Genomic DNA, 18,716 nt, shown 5'->3' on the forward strand with positions numbered 1-18,716 from the left:
TCCGAGTTGCTTTTGCACTTCGTTCATGACGTCCACGGACGTTAGCAAATGCTGGAGTTTTTCAGCGCCGTCCGGATCGACGGCGCGAGTCTGGGCGACAAATTGCGCGAAATTCTGTTTACGCACTGTGGCTCTCGGCCGGTAGGAAAGGCTGGCTGCGGAAGGCAAGGCCGCATCGGAAGAGGTTGCCGAGAGTCTTAAACTGCGGGTGGACGGCGGTGGCTTCGATGCGGACGAGCGGCGTGCGTTATCATAGTGGACCGCGGCAGCTCCAGTGTACCCCACCATTAGACCTGGGTCGAGAGCGGGACCGATCTGTGCATTGGCAGGTGCGGCCAACAGGATGGCAAACGCGGCGGTTGAAATCCATGTTGCCGTCTTCACTGTGATGCTCCCTTCTCCACGGCGCAACGATGATCACTTGCCGCTGCGAAAGCCGGCAGGCGTCAGCTTCATGGCGGAAAGATCGACGCCCATCCGGCGCGCGCCCTTGGCGACGGCCGCACCGACGAGGCGCAGCTTTTGCGGGTCGTTCTTTGCGTCTTCCACGCTGCCATCGATGAAGAAGGTCTGCGCGATCAGCGCCTCGGCCATTTCCTGTTTGAGTGCGGGCGTGGCATTCCGGAACTGGGAAGAGCCGAGAATTGCGCTGGCTGCCTGCCGCTTCACGGCCTGGTAGGTGCTGGCCGGGCGTGTGCCAGTCACACCATGGGCGGCGTCCCAGGCGGAAATCCACCACAGGGCATAAGTGTCGGCCACATTGTTGGCGTTGAGCCCGATCGCGCCCATCATCCTTTCCATTTGCGGATAGAGTTGCCCGGCCTTCGCGGCGAAGGCCTTCACCGAAGGATCGCCGTTGGACTTCTGCACGAAGCGGGCGAGGTTCTGTTTGCGCCGCTGCGCCGAGGGAGAGAAGGTCAGCTTGGCCGAGGATGCGGCGCTGGTGCTTGCCGAGGAATCCCGCCGTTGAGGCGTTCCTCTGTCGGAAACAGATGGGCATATGCCGTTGGGGCAAGGATTGGTGACGACCGGGTACATGATCGAAGGCGTTGCCATCGGGATATAGGTGAGCTGCATATCTGCCGAAGCCGGAACGGCCATTAACACGCAAGAGAAGGCAGAAAGTGTGAGCGCACGGACAAACGGATGGACAAGGTTCATCGGACGAATCTCCATCGGGATGATATGGCGGAGAAGCTATGCCTGCGATGATGCAGCCTGCTAGAGCGCCATCGCTGCTCCGACATCCATTCGGGACGAAAGGATGTCATGATACTGCAAAAAGAAAGAAATCCGGGTGCCGAAAATATGGCACCCGGATTTGTGCATCGCCTTTTTCGGCGAAGAGGGTGTTAGCCCTTGCGTGCAAGCGTAGTATTGGCTTCGCCGATCGACTTGATCGTGTTGCCAAGAGCGTTCGAAAGTAGGCTGGTTTCTTGAGTCAGTCCCTGCAGTTCGCCAGTGAGCTGGCCAAGTTTGGACTGGTTCTTGTTATCGACTGTGCCCAGGTTGCCGATGTCATCCGAAAGGTTGGCCATCTGGGTCATCTTGTTGTCGAGCAGTTCACCCAGTGCCTTGGCGATCTTCATCAGCAGGCTGCCATCGCCGGAATCGGTGGAGGACGTATCCACGCCCGATTCGCGCAGGCGGTCTGTGATCATCGAGACCATCCGATCAACCGCGCTCTGTGCAGACGACTGGTTGGAAGCGATGTCGGTGAGACTCATGCCGATCTGGCTGCCGAGGCCTTCGACGGCTTCGTTGACGTTGCTGAAAGCACCGTTGTAGTCGCCCATCGTACCGGCGAAACCGGCCTGGGCGATGTCGATCATCGGCTGCGGCAGGCCCAGCGAAGTGCCGAGTTGCTGGATGACCTGCTGCCCGAACGAGGAAAACATCGTGCTGGCCGCCAGCGAGGCCCATCCGGCAGGCCCCATGGCAAGCTGCGCGATGTTGAGCGGATTGATGGAGGAAAGCGAAAGACCGCCGAACAAACCCATAATGTCTCTCCTTGATAAGAAGTCTGGCAAAAATCGATCCTGAAGGGCGAGGCGCCGTTTCCTGGCGGGCAATGCGCCTCCGGCAGGACCGTCCCTTCGCCGCCGACTATGGCGCTGACATGCGGTTACGGCTCTGCGCGATCCGACTAGCGGCCTAATCGGATCGCTTAGGCCGCCTCCGCTCACCGGCGTCATCCATCGTTTCACCGGCACCGCGCCACGCACGCTTCAGGTCGTCGGGTAGAACAGGAGGCCCGCCAGCGCGTTCAGTTCGCGCACGCCGTCCAGTTCCAGCTTGTTGCACATGTTGTTGAGGTGGACGCGCACGGTGTTCTCGCTGATGGCCAGCACCGTCGCGATATCCCGGTTGGCCCGGCCCCAGCCCAGAAAGCGCAGGACGGCCACTTCCGCCTTGGTGAGCGTGGCCATGCCCGCGTGGTGGCGCAGCGGCACGCGCGCGGCGGGGATGCGGAATTCTCCGAGGAAATGTTCGCCCGCCTGCGCATCGTCCGCCTTGCGCAGGAGGCGCATCAGCTCGCGCAGGCGTTCTTCCTCTGCCCCGGCACCGGCGGCGCCCATGGCAGCCTCATCGCTGGCGGAGCGGGAGCCGTTCATTGGGCCAACGCCTTGATGACAGCTTCAGCAAGCGCCGTCCGGGTGCCGAGATCGCGCAGCACGGCTTGTGCAAAGAACGGTATGAGCAGGACAAGCAGAAACGTCGCCGCCCAGTTCTTGATCGAGAGCGAAAGCGAGAAAACGTTGAGCTGCTGGGCGAACCGGTTGAGCAGCCCCAGCCCCGCATCGATCACATAGAGAAAGACCAGAACCGGCGCCGCAAAGAGCGCCACGAGCGCCATGAGCCGGCCGAACTCGTTCTCGAACACGATCAGCCCGCGCGCGTCGAGCTCCGGCCAATCAGCCGACATCGGCCAGATCGCATAACTTCCCATGACAGTCCCGACGAGCAGGGTGATGCCGCCTCCGGCAGCGAAGATCACATTGGCCAAGCGGCCCAGAAGGGCGCCGTTGAGCGAGGTCATCTGCCCGCCCAGCGGCTCCAGCACCTGCCCGATGGTGGCCCCGATCTTGGCATCGATCACTTCGCCCGCCGCCTGCATTGCCCACAAGGCCGAGCCGAAGAAGAAGCCGATGACCAAACCTGCGGCCGCCTCTCTCAGCAGCAGTCTTGCCCATTCGAGCGCGGAGAGCGCCGCCGGATCGATCACCGGCTGCGCGAACCAGGCCGTCATACCCAGCGTCACAATCACGCTGTTGCGCACCATCGCGGGGATCGTCTGCTGCGCGAAGATCGGCACCAGCACGAATGCAAAGCCGAACCGTGCCGAGGACAGCCCGACAAGCAGGAGCTGGTTCATCCAGGCGCCCGAACCGCCGTCCATCCCGATCAGCCCCGCACCATGCCGGGGAACCCGGTGAATATCTGGTGGGCGTACTGATAGAGGCTGCTGCCCACCAGCGAAGCGGTGATGAACAGGGTGAGGACGATGGCGAAGAACTTCAGAGTATACTGAAGCGTCTGCTCCTGAAGCTGGGTTGCCGCCTGCAGCACGGCGACCAACAGGCCGACCGCGGAGGCCGCAATGATCGGCGGTGCAGACAGCAGCAGCACCAGCCACAACGCCTCAACGGTCGTGCCCACGATATCCTGAGACATGACGCCAGGCCCCTTTCTATGTGTAACTCAGGACAAGGCCGTGGCTGATATTCACCCAGCCATCGACGAGAACGAACAGCAAGAGCTTGAACGGCAGCGAAATCGTCACTGGCGAAAGCATCATCATGCCCATGGCCATCAGGATGTTGGAAACGACGAGATCGATGACGAGAAAGGGCAGGAATATCAGGAAGCCGATCTGAAAGGCCGCCGTCAGCTCCTTCACCACGAAGGCAGGCACGATCACCACGAAGTCGGTCGCTGCGGCAGGCTTGGTGCCGGACTTGGCGGCCACACGGGCCTGGGTGCGCTGGAAGAAGGCGCGTTCATCCGGATTGCTGTGCTCCAGGAGAAAGGCGCGCAGCGGTTCCTTGGCCTTGTCCGCAGTGCGGAACAAGGCATCGCTGCCGCCCGGAACGGTTGCGTCCTGCCCTTCCGCGCCAGCATGAGTTGGGCTTTCCACCGCAGCCTGCATCGACTGCATCGTGGGATACATCACGTACAAAGAGAGGATCAGAGCGAGGCCGTTCAGAACAATGTTCGGCGGCACCTGCTGCAACCCCAGCGCGTTGCGGATGAGGCTGAGAACGACGACGATCTTGGTGAAACTGGTTACCATAACCGCGATGAACGGTGCCAGCGCGATAAGGATGACTGTAACGAGCGCGGAACTTGGCGTGAAAGTGGACAGATCCATCCTTCAGGCCTCCTGGTCAGGCGCAGAAGCTGAAGTGTCCTGATCGCAAGGCCCATCCGGCGGCCCGTCATCGCCGACAAGGATGCCATAGCCGCTGCCTACCGAAACGAGCGTGCCGCGCGCCAGTTCGCGATCGCCCACGGCAAGCCGGACGGGCAACGGGCCCGGCGATGCGGCCAGCGCAAGCACCGCGCCTTCCCCCATCGCCTGAAGGCGGGACAGCGGGATCTGCATCTCGGCAAGCTCCACGCGCAGGGCCACGGTAAAGGCGCCTGTATTGCCCGGTGCGGCATCGCTTGCGGGCCCATCGGGACCGGGCGCGCTTTTCGAATTGGCAACGGCCGGGTCTGCGGTTTCACTCATCGCTGGCATCCTGTTTTGGGTAGACGAAGTTCCCTTGGGCAGAGGGAACAGGAAGATCGGGTGTGAAAGAGTGGCTGCCTGGCGCGAACATGCCTGCCACTGGCGCGCGGCCCGGCAGATGCAGTTGGCCCGCGAGAGGCCCGGGGCCGAGCAGTACGAGATCGCCCGGAGCAAGATCCGCCGCCAGATCGGGCGCCAGGCGCGGCCCCTCGATCGCCAGCGTCACAGGCACCGGCACGGCACCCACGCACGCGGGCGCAAACGGCGCTCGAACGGGGGCCAGAGGCGTGTCCGGACAAAGCGCAAGCCAGACCCTGTCGCGCACCGTACTGCTGGCTCCATCCCCCTCTTCCCGCGCCTCGATGCGCACGGTGATACGCGCCGGTATTTCGGGCAGAGGCGCCAGCCCGACAGGCTCAAGCGCGATCCCAAGTGCCTGTTCGATGGCCGCCAGGACAGGCTCCGCTCTGTCGAGCAGCATGGCCGCCTGCGCCGTGCCGGTTTGCCCTGGCGAAACGGCGGGCTCGCCTGCGCAATGCGTGATGGCGAAGGCCATGCCATCGCGGCAGTGGAACCAGACGGGAATGGCAGGGCGGTGCTCCGGGATAGCCGCCGTCAGACCGGCATGACCCGCACAAGCGCCGTTCAACGCCTCCATGACGGTGTTGCGGAAAAGGGCTTCGTCCGGCGCGATCGCGGGAAGACCAGCCAGCTTCACGAATCCGCTCCCGTCACCGGAGTTGGAGACGGGCCCTCTCCCATCTTTTCGCGTTCGGGCCAGCGCGCCAGCAGGCTGATTCCGCCTGTTGTCACACCTATCAGCAAAACCTCGCCTTGCGCTTCCATCAGTACGGCACGCTCGTTCTGGCCAAGCGGCATGGCCCGCAGGAAGCGCATCTGCGGGCCTGTTCCCTCGGCGCCCTGCTGGAAACGGTCCTGCCAGTGCCGGAGCGCCTTGAGGGCCAGCGCCGCCAGGGCAAGGACGGCAATCAACGCCAGGACAACCGCGAACAGACTGGAAAAGACAGTGGCGAAACTCATGACAGCAACCTCGTGCGAACGCCTCGGGGACAGGGCGGCGGCGGGGACAACGGCGAAAGGGCAAAGATGGCCCGGCTTCAGGACATCTCCTCACGTTCAAGCGGCAGTTCACCGGCACGCGCACGGCGCGCCCAGAGAATGATCTCGGCAATGGCATCGAAATGATCGGACGGAATCAGCGTGTTGACGGGGGCAGTCGCAAAGAGGGTTCGCGCCAATTGAACGTTGCGCACGATCGGCACCCCTTCTTCGGCGGCGCGGCGGCGCATCGCGGCGGCTAGCGGCCCTTCCCCTTTGGCCGCGACCACCGGAACCGGGCATTCATCGGGATCATAGTCGAGCGCGATGGCGATATGGGTGGGGTTGGTAAGCAGAACGCTGGCCTGCCCGGCAGCGCCCACGGCGTTCTGATTGGCCCATTCCTCATGCATCTGGCGGCGTTGGCCTTTGAGGTGGGGATCGCCTTCGTTGTCCTTGTGCTCCTGCTTGAGGTCGCGCCGGCTCATCATCATCTTCTTGATGTAGCGGTGCTGGGTCCATGCCCTGTCGGCAAACCCCACCAGCAGAAAAATTCCGAATGTTCCCGCGATCAGTTGCACCGTGAGCGAACGCGTGAGAGCAAGCGTCTCCCCCGCGACGACCGGCCCCATCCCGCCCAGCGGACGCCAGCGCGCAGCGTTCAGAACCTCCACATAACGGCCCATCCCGCCAGCCAGCACCAGTCCCGCCACGCCCAGAACCAGCACCGCCTTGATCAGGGTCTTGATCAGCTCGAACAGGTTATCCAGGCTGACCATACGCTTCAGCCCCTCCATCGGATTGAGCTTGTCGAAGGCAGGTTTCAGCTTTTCCGTAGTGACCAGCGCGCCAACTTGAAGGAATTCGCCCGCGATGCCGATGACGGCGGCCGGGATCAGGGTAAAGGCCGCCGCCAGCAATGTGAGGCCTGCCGCTTCCGCGCCCAGGTTCTGCAGCAGGGGCACGAACTCGCCATCCGGCGCGGCTGAAATGACCTCCCGCGCAAGACCGGTCAGGCGTGCTCCTACGAATGACGTGGCCGAAAATGCAAGCACGAGCCAGGCGGCCATGCCGATCGCGCTTCCGAAGTCTTTCGATTTGGCGACATCCCCCTTGCGGCGAGCATCGCGCAACCTCTTTTGAGTCGGCTTTTCAGTCTTGTCCCCGCCATCATTCTTGTCTGCCATTTCCCGCTCCACGGACACCTGGAGAATGAAATGACGATAACGGGCAGCATCGCTGGAATATCTTCAGCAATGCAGGCTCGGAAGGGGGCGGCGCCTCCGAATCTGACAACAACTATAGATGGCGAGGATTATTCGACGTCAACTTATATTTCTGAAACACTATAAAAATTTTTTAATGTTATCAAATGTATAATTCTGAACATAGATGTCATATTTGTCATACCGACGCACATTCGAAGACATTTACTGCAATGTTAACGACATTTTCGTTGCTTCATCCATCCCCCGGCACAGGTCATCGCAAATCTGTTTCTCCATCGCGATGATGCGAGCAATGAAATCGCCGTCCTGCCCACAATAAATGTGCGGGATGTTCAACATTGACGATAACAAATCTGGGTCTGGCGGCTCCGGTAACGCAAATCTTGTCACTTTTTAGGTGAGGCTGCTTTGCGATATGCAGAATACATATGTTGTTTACGCCCTAACTCTTACTTCTTTAATGTTCTCGCCATTCAACACGCGGGATGCATTCGCTTCAGACGAGCCTGAACACCGTACCTTTATTGCTTGCCCTCTCACCAGCATTGTCCGCGTTTCGCACGCTATGGCCCGGCAAAATTTTCAGTCGCTCGCCCAGTGTGAGGACAAGATGCTTGGTACGGATGCTCCCGCTGTGCATCGCAAGCCTGCAATGACCCGGATCCCCGGCGTTCCGGAGAAGGTCCGCAGCAACGCCGATGAAAAGCACCCCGTTTCCACGCGGCCGGATCAGGCCGTGACAGCGGTGCCGGGCTCAGCCCCCGCCTTCGACCGCGAAATCCGCCAGGTGGCAGCCCGCTATCGCATCGACCCCTTGTTTCTCCACGCAATGGTACGCACCGAAAGCGCCTATCGCCCGCGAATCCGTTCGCACGCCGGAGCGCTCGGCCTGATGCAGGTCATGCCCGCGACCGGCGCCGGGCTTGGTGTGGACAGTGCCGGCCTGCTGGACCCGCTGACGAATCTCGACGCCGGCGCGCGCCATCTGAAACGGCTCCAGAAGCGCTACGGGCGCGACTTCGGGCTGATTCTGAGCGCCTACAACGCAGGCGATGGGGCCGTCGCCAGGTATGGCAACCGCATCCCGCCTTTTGCCGAAACCCGCGCTTATGTCGCCACGGTCCTGAAACGTTACAGCGCGCTGCGCTCCGCTCCGGCAGAACACCCCCTGTGAACGCGCGCGCACTTCTAGGCAAACTCCCGGCGAGCGGGTTCCGGGCACCGGATCTGGTGCTGATCCTTGCCGTTGTGGCAGTGGTCGGGCTTCTGATCCTGCCGCTTCCCGCGCTCGTGCTCGACATTCTGATCGCATCGAACATGACGCTGGGCGTGCTGCTTTTGCTCAGCACGCTCTACATCACCAAGCCGCTCGACTTCTCCACGTTCCCCACTGTCCTGCTTCTGAGCACGCTGTTCCGGCTGTCGCTCTCGATCGCGACCACGCGCATGATCCTCGGCCATGCCGAGGCCGGGCATATCGTCCAGCAGTTCGGCGAAATGGTCGCGGGCGGCAATCTGATCGTGGGCCTTGTCGTCTTCCTGATCATCACCGTGGTGCAGTTCGTGGTCATTTCGAAAGGCGCCGAACGCGTGGCCGAAGTGGCCGCGCGCTTCAGCCTCGATGCCATGCCGGGCAAGCAGCTTTCCATCGACAGCGATCTGCGCTCCGGCCTCATCGGCAAGGACGAGGCCCGCGCCCGGCGGCGTACCCTGGAACTGGAAAGCCGCCTTCACGGCAGCCTCGATGGTGCGATGAAGTTCGTGAAAGGCGATGCCATCGCCTCGATCATCATCGTTCTGGTCAATCTGATCGGAGGTCTGGCGATCGGCATCCTCTATCATGGGATGAGCGCGGGCAACGCGGTCACAACATATTCCATCCTCACCATCGGCGATGGCCTTGTCGCCCAGCTTCCCGCGCTGCTCAGCGCCATGGCGGCCGGTCTGCTCGTTACCCGCACCACTGACGAAGACCGCGAAAGCGACCTGGCACAGGCCATCGCCCGCCAGATCGGCAGCAAGCCGCGCGTCCTGTTCATCGGGGCGGCGCTGTGCGTGCTGCTGGGGCTGATCCCCGGCTTTCCCACGCTGGTATTCCTGAGCCTGGCGCTGGCCCTTGCCGCAGGCGGCGCCTGGCAAACGCCCGCATCGCGCACGTGGATCACCGGCCATCTCAACCGCCTCGACTCCACACCGGCCCAAGCGCCCGAAATCCTCGCCGCCGAACCTGCACCGCTGCGGCCGGTACGCCCGCTGGTTCTGGAACTCAGCCATGCGCGGATCACGGCCGAAGAAATGGACCGGATGCGCGCGGTCATGGTCGCCATGCTCAGCCGTCTGCAGCACCGGCTTGGCCTGCCCGTGCCTCCAGCCGAAATCGTGCAGGCGCAGGCAAGCGGGCCGAAACCCGCCTGGGCCCTGTTCCTCTATGACGCCCCTGCGGGCTGGGGGCCGGTCCCCGAAGAGGATTTCGAGGAAGCCGTCTGTGCCGAAGTCGAGGCCATCCTGCGGCGCAATATCGGCCAGTTCCTGGGGCTGCAGGAAGTCACGGCCATGCTCAACCAGCTCGGAGCGGACTATCCCGATGTCGTCAAGGAAGTGGTGCGCGCCGTGCCTGCCCCTAAGATCGCCGAAGTGCTGCGCCTCCTTGCCGAGGAAGAAGTGCCCATGCGCAACTTGCGCGACGTGATGGAGGCGCTGGCGGAAGCCGGGCAATCCGAACGCAACGCCATGCCATTGGCCGACCGCACACGGATCGCGCTCAAACGCTACCTGACGCCGCCTTACTGCTCTGGCGGACGCCTGAGCGTGCTGATCGTCGGGCTCAAGCTGGAACACTTTCTGCGCGACAATGTGCGGCAGGTGGATGGCGTGGCGCGGCTGGGCATGGAGCCCGAGCATGCCCGCACCCTGATCGGCATGATCCGCGAGGAAGTGCTTTCCAGCGGCGCGCGTGCGGTTGTCGTAGCCTTCGAACTGAGACGGCCGCTGCGCCGCCTCATCGGGCCGGAACTGTTCGATGTCCCGGTTCTCGCCTTCAACGAGCTTTCTCCCACGCTCGCGCTCGATGTCGTGGGCCAGCTCGACCGCGTTCCCGATGCCGTGGAGTACGGCAAGGCCATGGAGCCTGCCGAATGATCCATCGCACTGTAGTGGAAGCCGGTATCAAAACGGCAGTGCCCGCGTTGCTGGCCGGACTGGTCTTGTCCGCGACGTCCGCCCCGGCGGCCGAACCGCCGATGCCGGAAACCGCCGTGGGCCTCGTCGCGCGCGATCAGCCCATCGCCGATTTCCTGCGCGAATTCTTCGCGGCAACGGGCCAGCGCGCCGCTGTCGATCCGCAAGTGACGGGCAAGATCAACGGCGAGTTCCGCGGCCCTCCGCGACAGATATGGGACAAGATTTCCAGGGCCTTCAACCTTGTTGCCTACTACGACGGCGCGATCGTCAGCATCTATCGCGCCGATCAGGTTGAAAGCCGCACGATCCGGACCGGCGGCGGACAGGCCGCCTCGCTTGAGCGGCAAGTCGCAAACGCCGGGATCGGCGATGCGCACAACCGCCTGAAGCGCGCCTCTCAGGACGCGGTAATCGCCACCGGCGTGCCGCGCTATCTGGCCCGCGTGGAGGATTTGGCCAGCGGCCTGCCGCGCCTCCACCAGGCCGCCATGCGTGAGATCGCCCCTGCAGGCACGGCCAGGGCCCACCCGGCGGACAGCATGCCGGACATGATCGAGCCCTACGAACTGCGTGTCTTCTACCTGCGCTATGCCCGGGCCGACGATACCGTGCTCAACGCCGGCGGGCGTCAGATCCGGGTGCCCGGCGTGGGCTCCACGCTCTCGCGGGTGATGGGCGACGGCTCTCCGGTAACGGGCGGCATCGTCGCCGGTTATGGCGATCTTGCCGTGCGCCAGTCGCAGCCGCGGCTGGGCGGGCGCGGGCTCGATGCCGTGCCCCCCGATCCGAGCCGCGCGGCTCCCTACGAAGACGAATACCTTGGCCTGCCCCCGCTGCCCCAACGCCAGAGAACGCCGCCCCCTTCCCGCACCCCAAATGCCGGGCCGCGCATCGCTATCGACCCTTCGCTCAATGCGCTAATCGTGCGGGACCGGCCGGAAAACATGCCCGCCTACGAAGGGCTGGTGCAGGCCCTCGACGTGCGCCCGCAGATCGTCGAACTGGAAGCCACGATCATCGATCTCAACATCGACAAGCTGCGCGAGCTGGGCTTCAACTGGCGTATCCGCAGCGAAGGCTTCAACTCGGTTTTCGGCAGCGATATCGTGCGCCGCTCGGGCATTCCGGCCACTGACATCGCCAACACCGGATCGGTCAACAACGGCCTTTCGCTGCGCGGCGTGATCGGTTCCGGGCGCGAATTCATCGGGCGCGTCAATGCACTGGCGGAAGAAGGCGCGGCCAGGATCGTCTCGCGCCCGCAGCTCGTCACCCTGTCCAACGTCGAGGCCGTATTCGACCGTACCCGCACTTTCTACGTGCGCGTGGCGGGCGACCGGCAGGTGGACTTGTTCAACGTCACCGCCGGAACCGTGCTGCGCGTCAACCCGCATGTGCTGACGGAGGACGGGCGGCCGCGCATCCGCATGGTTATCGGCGTGGAAGACGGCACAGTGCTCAACAGCAAGGTGGACGACATTCCGGTGGTCGAACGCGCCAGTGTCAACACCCAGGCGCTCATCAACGAAGGGGAGGGGCTGCTTTTGGGCGGGCTGACCGTCAATGCCCAATATGACGCGGAAAGCGGGATACCGCTGCTGAAGGACATCCCCATCCTGGGCAACTTGTTCAAGTCCAGCAGAAAGCAGCGGCAGCGCACCGAGCGGCTGTTTCTCATCACCCCGCGCCTGATCGACCTCGATACGGCAGCCGGGCTTGCCCTGCCTGCCGCCGCGCCCGGAAACGGGCTGGGAATGAAACCCTCTGCCCCACTGCACACCGGGGCCATCAGCAAGGCGAAGGGATAGGCATGGCTGCAAGCGCCCCCGGCACGATTTCCGCCGAGCGGACAGGGGACGGTCTGGACCTTGGCTCCGGCAGCGGCGCGGCCCTGCCGGCCGCGCCCGGAAGCGTGTTGCGTGTCGTCTCCGGGCGCCTTGCCGGGAAGTCTTATCCTCTGGGCGCCAACGAACGGATCTGCATTGGCCACGCCCTGGCCAACGATGTCGTTCTGCGCGGCACGGGCACATCGGGAACGGTGCTGGAACTGACCCGGCGCGGCGAAAGCGCGGTGCTGCGGGTCCTGAAAGGGCGCGCACAGCTTCTGGGGCGCGATCTGGAAACGGACGACGAGGCGCACCTGCCGCCCTATCTGCCCTTCCGCTTCGGCGAATTCACGCTGGCCCACGGGCAGGCGGAATCCGAACGCTGGGACGAGACCGCACGCCTGGCCGAAGGACCGGAGGGCGGCCCCGCAACGCCCCTGCCCGCCCCCAGCCTGCTGGACCGGATCTGGCGCAAGGCATGCCTGCAGTGGCGTAAGCTGGAAGAGCGCGTCAGCGGGCCGCGCCTGGCCATCTGCGCCGTCTCTCTGCTCCTGCTGCTGGCCGCCGCCGGGCTGATGCGGTCCAGCCTTGAAGCCAGCCGCGAATTGCCCTCCAGCTTCGGCGATCAGCTTGCCGAAGCGGGCATCCAGGGGCTTGCCGTTGAACCGGACGGTGCAGGCGCGCTGATTGTCTCGGGCGTGGTCGCCAGTGAGAGCGAACTGGCCCAGCTGCGCAAGCTCGCCGCGGCCTATCCCGTACCTGTCATGGTCGATGTCACGTCGAATGCAGCGCTGGCCGGGGCCGCCGAGGAGATCCTGCACGCGCAGGGAATCGAAGCCACGGTTGCCCCGGCCCCCGGGCGCCCCCGCGCCGTGGAAGTAAGCGCAGCCTATATGGCAGGCGGGCGGCAGGACGAGCTGCGCACCATGCTCAAGCGCGATCTGCCGGGCCTTGGCGCCGTCTCGTTCCGCATCGACGACGCGCTGGGAGGCAATCCGCTGCAAAGCTTCTTCGCCCGCTCGGGCGCGGGGATCGCCACGCTCGTTTCCGATCCGGGCTACATCGTCACGGCCGACGGATCGCGCTGGTTTCCCGGCGCCGTGCTGCCCAGCGGGCACCGGCTCATTTCCGTCGGGAAGGATTCCGTCCGCCTCGAAAAGGACGGCCGAACCGAGGAGCTTCGCCTCTGATCCCCTTTGCAACTCCACCATGAAGGACAGGCACATGACCAACGTAACCGCCAATGCCGATACCGCGATGCTTGCCGCGACCCCGTTGACCGGCAACCGGATGCAGCAGGGCTCTGCCTCCGACAACTGGTTCGAAGCCTTTGCCGCCGCCTGGGGCAAAGCGCTCGACAACCAGGCCGCACAGATCGAACAGCAGTCCGACGTGGTCGCCAATCAGGGCGGGGACAACCCCTCGCAGATCACCGAACTGACCGCGCTCTCGCTGCAGATGAGCTTCATTTCGAATAGCTCTCACAGTTCGCTCGACAGCATCGGCAAGGCGCTCGAAACGATGGCACGCAAGGGCTGACGATGGCGATGGAAAGCATTGCGGCGGCCTCTGCCGTTCCGCCTCCGCGCATCAGCACGCTGGGACCGGCCCTGCCGCAGGAACCCGCGCCTGAGCTGGCCAGCCAGTTCAACGCGGCACTCGGCCAGGCCGGTCTGAACGCTACGGCGGCGCCCACCCCGGCCGCCGAAGTCCCTCCGGCCATCCGGGACATGCTGGAAATGCTCGACCATGTGAACGGTGAAGCGAAAAGCGTGACCGAATACGCCCGCACGGCCGAAACTTCGGGCAGCGAGTTGACGCCCGGCGAGATCGTCCAGCTGACGATGCGCTGCCAGGAATTCATGTTCCATTGCCAGCTCACTTCGAACATCGCCAACCGCAGTTCGGATGGCATCCAGCAACTGTTCCGGCAGCAAGGCTGATGCAAAGCAAGGGAGGCCCGGCCATGCCGCTGACAAGAATGGGCCAGATCCTGGCCCTGTCCTGCCTTCTGGGCCTTGCCGCCTGCGGGCAACAGGAAGTCTACGGAGACCTGCCCGAGAGCCAGGCGAACGAAGCGGTGGCCGCCCTGCGTCAGGCCGATGTCGATGCGACCAAGAAAATGGCAGGCGAAGGGCGCTGGTCCATCGCCGTCGCACCGGAGGATTTCGCGCACGCGGTGGAAGTCCTCGACGCGCGCGGGCTTCCCGGAGATCATTTCGCCTCGCTGGGCGAAGTGTTCGAAAAGAAGGGCTTTGTCTCCTCTCCTGTCGAGGAACGTGCGCGGCTGATCTATGGGCTTTCGCAGGAACTGAGCCACACCGTGAGCGAGATCGACGGCGTGGTGCAAGCCCGCGTGCACCTGGCAATCCCCGAGCCGGATCCGCTCTCCAACACAATGAAGCCCAGCTCCGCGGCGGTCTTCGTGAAATACCGGCCCGGTTACGATCTGCGCAGCGAGACGGGCGCGATCAAGTCGCTCGTGACCAACAGTATCGAGGGCCTTGCCTATGACCGGGTTTCGGTAGTCATGGTGCCGGGCCGCCCCACGCCCCCCGCAAGCACCGCCATTGGCGGCGCCGCCGCGCCGTGGATCGCTGCGGGGCTGGGCTTTTTCGGGCTTGGCGGCTTGGGGGCTGCGCTGTTCCTGCGCCGCTCTCCGGCACAGCGCCGCGCGGCGCATGGGAGCGCTCCGGACGAACCCCGCAGCCTGACGGGAACGGCGCGGTGAACGAGGCGTCGAAACGCAAGACATCCAATGCCGGAATACGCGGCCGCGCCCGCGTCAGGCGGAACGCCCGTTTTGCAGCGGGCCATGGCCTCCTTCCTTCGCGCGGCGAACGGTTCGCACGACGGGCAGGAAAAGACGCAGAAGCCGCTGCTCCCCCCAGTTTCGCGGAACTGGCCTGCTGGCCGCAATGGCCTGCCCTCAGCGCGTCCGAACAGGACCGGGTCTTCGCCCTCACCGCGCTTCTGGCTTCCGGAAAAGCTCTAACGCAAGTCATTTCCGGCCGCGACCTGCGGCTTTATGCCGCCCCTTTCGGTGAGGCCCTGTTCGAACGCGCGCTGGCGCTGGACGAAACCGCCAAGGGCACGCTGCCGCTGCCGCCCCCCGAAGAGCTGGCCGCGTCCGGGCACGCCCTGGCACGCAAAGGCCTGCCGCCGGTGCTGCAAGCCGCTCTGCCTGCCCCGCCTGCGGCCAGTTGCGCAAGCGCTTCGGCAGACGGCGCACTGACTGCGTATCACACCGCCCAGGCCGAACATCTCCTGTTAGGAGGGCCGCCGCCCGCGAGTTACCGGCCATGACCTACTATCTCCTGCACAACGATGGCCACGCGCTTCTTGCCACGGACAGGCCAGTATTGAAGGCCGCAGAACGGACTGGGCTGTCCGACGCCTCCGCGCTTCTGGCCGCCACCCATGCACTTCATGAAGATGCCGCAGCCCGCGCCCGCGCCGCGGAACAGGCAGCCCGCGAACGCGGCCTGGCCGAAGGCCGCGAAGAAGGCCGCGCCGCCTTTCTGAAAGCCATCGCGGAATTGACCCGGCAAGTGAACGCCGACCGCGCGGAGCAGGAAACCCGGCTTGCCAGCCTTGCCCTGGCCGCGCTGCGCTGCATGACCAGCGATATCGGCGAAGAAGCCATGCTGGAAGGTCTGGCGCGCCGGGCCGTTGCCAGCGTGCTTCCCGCAGGCGCCGTGGAAGTCAGTGTCGCCCCTGCTTTTGCCGGGCCCCTTGGGGAAGCCTTTGCGGCCAGTGATACCAGCGCCGAGGCCAGCCAGCCTGCCGTGCGCGTGCGTGCCGATCCGGCGCTCGCCGCCCACCAATGCCGGATCGTCACCGCCTCCGGCCGGGTAATCGCCGATCTTGACCATCAGATCGCCGCCATCGCGCAACGCTGGGGAAACCGCCATGTCGATTGACAGCCAGGTCCGCAATCTCTTCGGCCAGCTCGCCGAAGCCCCGGCATTCGAACAGCGCGGGCGCGTGAAAGGCGCGATCGGCACGGCCATCCGTGCAGGGGGAATCAGTGCCCGCATCGGCCAGACCTGCGCCCTGCTCGACGCGGAGGGAAACACCGCGCTGCTGGCAGAAGTGGTCGGCCTGTCGGACGGGGACGTTCTGCTCGCCCCGATGGGAGACTTGCGCGGCCTGTCCGGCGAAACCGAAATCACCGTGCGCACGGGCGAGGACGAAGTTCCCGTCACGGCAGACCTGCTCGGCCGCGTTCTGGATGCGCGGCTGCGCCCGCTCGACGGCGGCGAACCGGTACGCGCCGGAACACGCCGTCCACTCTATGCCGCCGCCCCCAACCCCATGGCTCGCGCGCGCATTGACACGATGCTGGAAACGGGCATTCGCGCCATCGACGGGATGTTGCCGGTCGGGCGCGGCCAGCGCGTGGGCGTCTTCGCCGCGGCGGGCGGGGGCAAGAGCACGCTGCTGGGCATGCTGGCGCGCCAGTCCCACGCCGACGTCACGGTGATCGCGCTCATCGGCGAGCGCGGACGCGAAGTTCGTGAATTCGTGGAAGACACGCTTGGCCCCGATGGCCTTTCACGGGCCGTCGTGATCGTTGCCACGTCCGACCGGCCCGCGCTCGAACGGGCCCGCGCGGCCCATGCCGCCACTGCTGTCGCCGAAGGCTTCCGGGCCGAGGGGCTCCATGTCCTGCTTCTCATGGACTCGGTCACACGCTATTCCCGGGCTCTTCGCGAAATCGGTCTGGCCGCAGGCGAACCCCCGGTGCGGCGCGGGTTCCCCCCTTCCGTCTTTGCCGAACTGCCCTGCCTGTTCGAACGCGCAGGCACGGACAATAAGGGGGCTATCACCGGTATCTACACCGTGCTTCTGGAGGACGAGGAAGACGATCCCATCGGCGAGGAAGTCCGCTCGCTGCTGGACGGGCACATCTACCTGTCCCGCAAGCTGGCAGCGAAGGGCCACTATCCGGCGATAGACGTTCTGGCGAGCCAGAGCCGCCTGTTCACGCAACTCGCCGCCCCGGAACAGCAGCGCGCGGCAGGAGAGTTGCGAGCGCTGCTGTCCCGCTTGGGCGAGATCGAACTGCTGGTCCAGCTGGGCGACTACAAGCCCGGACAGGATGCTCTGGCCGACCGGGCCCTGGCCGCGCGCGAGGGCATGGATGCCTTCCTGCGCCAGAGCAGCCGCCAGCGCAGCGGTTTCGAAACGACAATGGCACTTCTGAGAGGATTCGAACCATGAGCGAAGCTGTCGACAAACTGCGCGTCATGCTGCGCGTGCGCGGGCACCAGCGGGACCGGCTTGAGCGCGCTGTGATCGAGGAACGCCGCGAGAACGAACGTTGCCGGGCCGAACATGCCAGACGATGCGATGCCGTGGCAAAGGCCTCTGACAGCCATGAAGCCGCTCTCTTCTTCCGCGCCCGCAACCCTGCCGATGCGCTGGTTTCGGACTATCTGATCACCCAGCAAAGCCGCCTGGCCGAAACGCGCGAGGCCGAGGAAAAGGCACGGGAAGAAGCTGCACGCACCGCCGCAAGCCTTGCCGAAACGCGCGCCTCCCACCACCGTGCGCAAGTCCGCTTCGATGCGCTGGAAACCGAATTCGACACGGCCCGCCGCGCCGATTTGCGCCGCGCCGCCCGCAAACAGGAACGCGCGCGGCAGGACGGCCCGCAGCCGGGCAAGATACGGATATGACTTGGACGGCCCCCTCTCCGCCCCATAGCCCTTCCCCTTCCCCTTCCCCTTCTCCTTCGCCCAAGCCCCCTTGGCCTTGGCCTCCCCAGGACGCAGAAACCCGCGGCGGCTTTCAAGAGGCGCTCCAGCGGCAAGGGGCCGACAAGCGCAAAGAGAAGCGCCCCTTGCAGCCGGATACGGCCCCATTGACGCCTGCCTGCGAAAGGCTCGCGACGGAACAGATGCCTTCCAGCCTCGTGGACAGCGCGGCCCGAACCGGTCCCCCATCCGATGCCCGCAAGCGTGCTGCCAAAGCAGACGCGGGCGACGAGACACCCGGCGGCGTGGGAGCGCCAGACGGGGCCCGCACAGGGCTGCACGCCAGCCCTGCCATGTACGCGGTGAGCGCCGTTTCAGCCCCGCCGGCCATCAATTGCGGGCTTGCCGCACAGTTTGCCGAACGGCTTCATCTCCAGCAGGCCAGCAGCGGGCAAAGCCAGGTCCATCTCGACCCACGCATATACGGCGTCCCGAAGGTAGTGGTCGAAGGAAGTGCAGATAGCGGCGGGTTATCGATTGCCTATGATACGCAAGGCAGCGGCCCTCAGGACGATCAGGAAACAGAAAACCGCGAGAACACCTTGCGCCTCAGGCTGGAAGCGCGCGGCCTTGCTATTGCCTGCCTGGGGCCATTGCGCGTTCAAGTATGAAGCGGGATCGACGCGAGTGCCCCGGGCAGATCCGCAACTGTGCCAATGACGCGATGTGCCCCCGCCACAGTCAGCATTTCGCGGGCATTCGCAAGGCGCGCTTCGCGATCGGTTTCAGGCAAGGCTTCCAAGATCGCCTTGTGAGAGGCTGACGATGTTGCCGCTGCGCACGGCGCCGATAATCCAGACGCCCGTAGTGCGCCCTTCGGCAATGCGCGGTTTGGCGAGCAGCGTGCCGAGGTCGCGGCCAACGCATCCGTATCATGGAAGGCTTTGTTGCACAAATGAAGCGGTGGTTAGCCGTGTGGCTTTGA

The 18,716-nt window shown here is 64.7% G+C and carries 23 protein-coding genes; 12 read left to right on the forward strand and 11 right to left on the reverse strand.

The window, feature by feature from the left end; all coding sequences use genetic code 11:
• From MTR66_RS19960 to MTR66_RS20010, 11 genes are all read right to left on the reverse strand, one after another.
• On the reverse strand, positions 1–384 hold a 384-nt coding region (locus MTR66_RS19960), incomplete at its 3' end, for a hypothetical protein (RefSeq protein ID WP_407673087.1).
• A gap of 33 nt (positions 385–417) precedes the next feature.
• Positions 418–1,077 carry a DUF6683 family protein gene (locus tag MTR66_RS19965; RefSeq protein ID WP_243924259.1) on the reverse strand — a complete coding sequence of 220 codons (660 nt, stop codon included), beginning with the start codon at positions 1,075–1,077 and terminating at the stop codon, positions 418–420.
• A gap of 275 nt (positions 1,078–1,352) precedes the next feature.
• A complete protein-coding gene (locus MTR66_RS19970) occupies positions 1,353–2,000 on the reverse strand; it encodes a hypothetical protein (protein ID WP_243924260.1) in 648 nt (215 codons plus the stop codon).
• A gap of 228 nt (positions 2,001–2,228) precedes the next feature.
• Entirely contained in the window at positions 2,229–2,615 is a 387-nt protein-coding gene (locus MTR66_RS19975; RefSeq protein WP_243924262.1) for a helix-turn-helix domain-containing protein, read from the reverse strand.
• On the reverse strand, positions 2,612–3,376 hold the full coding sequence (gene sctT, locus MTR66_RS19980; protein WP_243924264.1) for a type III secretion system export apparatus subunit SctT: 765 nt from the start codon (positions 3,374–3,376) through the stop codon (positions 2,612–2,614). The genes MTR66_RS19975 and sctT overlap by 4 nt, the downstream gene beginning before the upstream one ends.
• A gap of 29 nt (positions 3,377–3,405) precedes the next feature.
• Positions 3,406–3,675 carry a type III secretion system export apparatus subunit SctS gene (gene sctS, locus MTR66_RS19985; RefSeq protein ID WP_243924265.1) on the reverse strand — a complete coding sequence of 90 codons (270 nt, stop codon included), beginning with the start codon at positions 3,673–3,675 and terminating at the stop codon, positions 3,406–3,408.
• A gap of 16 nt (positions 3,676–3,691) precedes the next feature.
• A complete protein-coding gene (sctR, locus tag MTR66_RS19990) occupies positions 3,692–4,372 on the reverse strand; it encodes a type III secretion system export apparatus subunit SctR (RefSeq protein WP_243924266.1) in 681 nt (226 codons plus the stop codon).
• 3 nt (positions 4,373–4,375) lie between these two features.
• On the reverse strand, positions 4,376–4,735 hold the full coding sequence (locus MTR66_RS19995) for a FliM/FliN family flagellar motor C-terminal domain-containing protein (RefSeq protein WP_243924267.1): 360 nt from the start codon (positions 4,733–4,735) through the stop codon (positions 4,376–4,378).
• Entirely contained in the window at positions 4,728–5,453 is a 726-nt protein-coding gene (locus MTR66_RS20000; RefSeq protein WP_243924268.1) for a hypothetical protein, read from the reverse strand. The genes MTR66_RS19995 and MTR66_RS20000 overlap by 8 nt, the downstream gene beginning before the upstream one ends.
• Entirely contained in the window at positions 5,450–5,776 is a 327-nt protein-coding gene (locus tag MTR66_RS20005) for a flagellar biosynthetic protein FliO (protein ID WP_243924270.1), read from the reverse strand. The genes MTR66_RS20000 and MTR66_RS20005 overlap by 4 nt, the downstream gene beginning before the upstream one ends.
• A 77-nt stretch (positions 5,777–5,853) precedes the next feature.
• Complete coding sequence (locus MTR66_RS20010) at positions 5,854–6,981, reverse strand: EscU/YscU/HrcU family type III secretion system export apparatus switch protein (protein ID WP_243924272.1); 1,128 nt, start codon at positions 6,979–6,981, stop codon at positions 5,854–5,856.
• Between the two features lie 457 nt (positions 6,982–7,438).
• Between MTR66_RS20010 and MTR66_RS20015 the strand changes: the two genes are divergently transcribed.
• The 12 genes from MTR66_RS20015 (at position 7,439) to MTR66_RS20070 (ending at position 18,402) form a co-directional block, all read left to right on the forward strand.
• Positions 7,439–8,197: a lytic transglycosylase domain-containing protein gene (locus MTR66_RS20015; protein ID WP_243924273.1), complete on the forward strand. Its 759-nt coding sequence runs from the start codon at positions 7,439–7,441 to the stop codon at positions 8,195–8,197.
• Positions 8,194–10,161 carry a flagellar biosynthesis protein FlhA gene (locus MTR66_RS20020; protein ID WP_327194535.1) on the forward strand — a complete coding sequence of 656 codons (1,968 nt, stop codon included), beginning with the start codon at positions 8,194–8,196 and terminating at the stop codon, positions 10,159–10,161. The genes MTR66_RS20015 and MTR66_RS20020 overlap by 4 nt, the downstream gene beginning before the upstream one ends.
• Positions 10,158–12,011, forward strand: coding sequence for a type III secretion system outer membrane ring subunit SctC (sctC, locus tag MTR66_RS20025; RefSeq protein ID WP_243924274.1), 1,854 nt, complete (start codon positions 10,158–10,160; stop codon positions 12,009–12,011). Before MTR66_RS20020 ends, sctC begins: the two co-directional genes overlap by 4 nt.
• Positions 12,012–12,013: 2 nt before the next feature.
• Positions 12,014–13,219 (forward strand): SctD/MshK family protein, encoded by a 1,206-nt coding sequence (locus tag MTR66_RS20030; protein WP_243924275.1) that lies wholly within the window; start codon positions 12,014–12,016, stop codon positions 13,217–13,219.
• Between the two features lie 34 nt (positions 13,220–13,253).
• On the forward strand, positions 13,254–13,568 hold the full coding sequence (locus tag MTR66_RS20035; protein WP_243924276.1) for a hypothetical protein: 315 nt from the start codon (positions 13,254–13,256) through the stop codon (positions 13,566–13,568).
• A 2-nt stretch (positions 13,569–13,570) separates the two neighbouring features.
• On the forward strand, positions 13,571–13,972 hold the full coding sequence (locus MTR66_RS20040) for a hypothetical protein (RefSeq protein ID WP_243924277.1): 402 nt from the start codon (positions 13,571–13,573) through the stop codon (positions 13,970–13,972).
• 23 nt (positions 13,973–13,995) lie between these two features.
• A complete protein-coding gene (gene sctJ, locus MTR66_RS20045; protein WP_243924282.1) occupies positions 13,996–14,760 on the forward strand; it encodes a type III secretion system inner membrane ring lipoprotein SctJ in 765 nt (254 codons plus the stop codon).
• The gene (locus tag MTR66_RS20050) at positions 14,757–15,335 is read left to right on the forward strand and encodes a hypothetical protein (protein WP_243924283.1); all 579 of its coding nucleotides are present in this window, start codon (positions 14,757–14,759) and stop codon (positions 15,333–15,335) included. Before sctJ ends, MTR66_RS20050 begins: the two co-directional genes overlap by 4 nt.
• Positions 15,332–15,952, forward strand: coding sequence for a FliH/SctL family protein (locus MTR66_RS20055; protein ID WP_243924284.1), 621 nt, complete (start codon positions 15,332–15,334; stop codon positions 15,950–15,952). Before MTR66_RS20050 ends, MTR66_RS20055 begins: the two co-directional genes overlap by 4 nt.
• Positions 15,942–17,255, forward strand: a complete 1,314-nt coding sequence (locus MTR66_RS20060) for a FliI/YscN family ATPase (protein WP_243924285.1) — start codon at positions 15,942–15,944, stop codon at positions 17,253–17,255. The genes MTR66_RS20055 and MTR66_RS20060 overlap by 11 nt, the downstream gene beginning before the upstream one ends.
• The gene (locus MTR66_RS20065; protein WP_243924286.1) at positions 17,252–17,713 is read left to right on the forward strand and encodes a hypothetical protein; all 462 of its coding nucleotides are present in this window, start codon (positions 17,252–17,254) and stop codon (positions 17,711–17,713) included. Before MTR66_RS20060 ends, MTR66_RS20065 begins: the two co-directional genes overlap by 4 nt.
• A gap of 371 nt (positions 17,714–18,084) precedes the next feature.
• Complete coding sequence (locus MTR66_RS20070) at positions 18,085–18,402, forward strand: hypothetical protein (protein WP_243924287.1); 318 nt, start codon at positions 18,085–18,087, stop codon at positions 18,400–18,402.
• Positions 18,403–18,716 lie beyond the last annotated feature (314 nt).

Source organism: Novosphingobium beihaiense, assembly GCF_022832375.1.
GTDB classification, from domain to species: Bacteria; Pseudomonadota; Alphaproteobacteria; order Sphingomonadales; family Sphingomonadaceae; genus Novosphingobium; species Novosphingobium beihaiensis.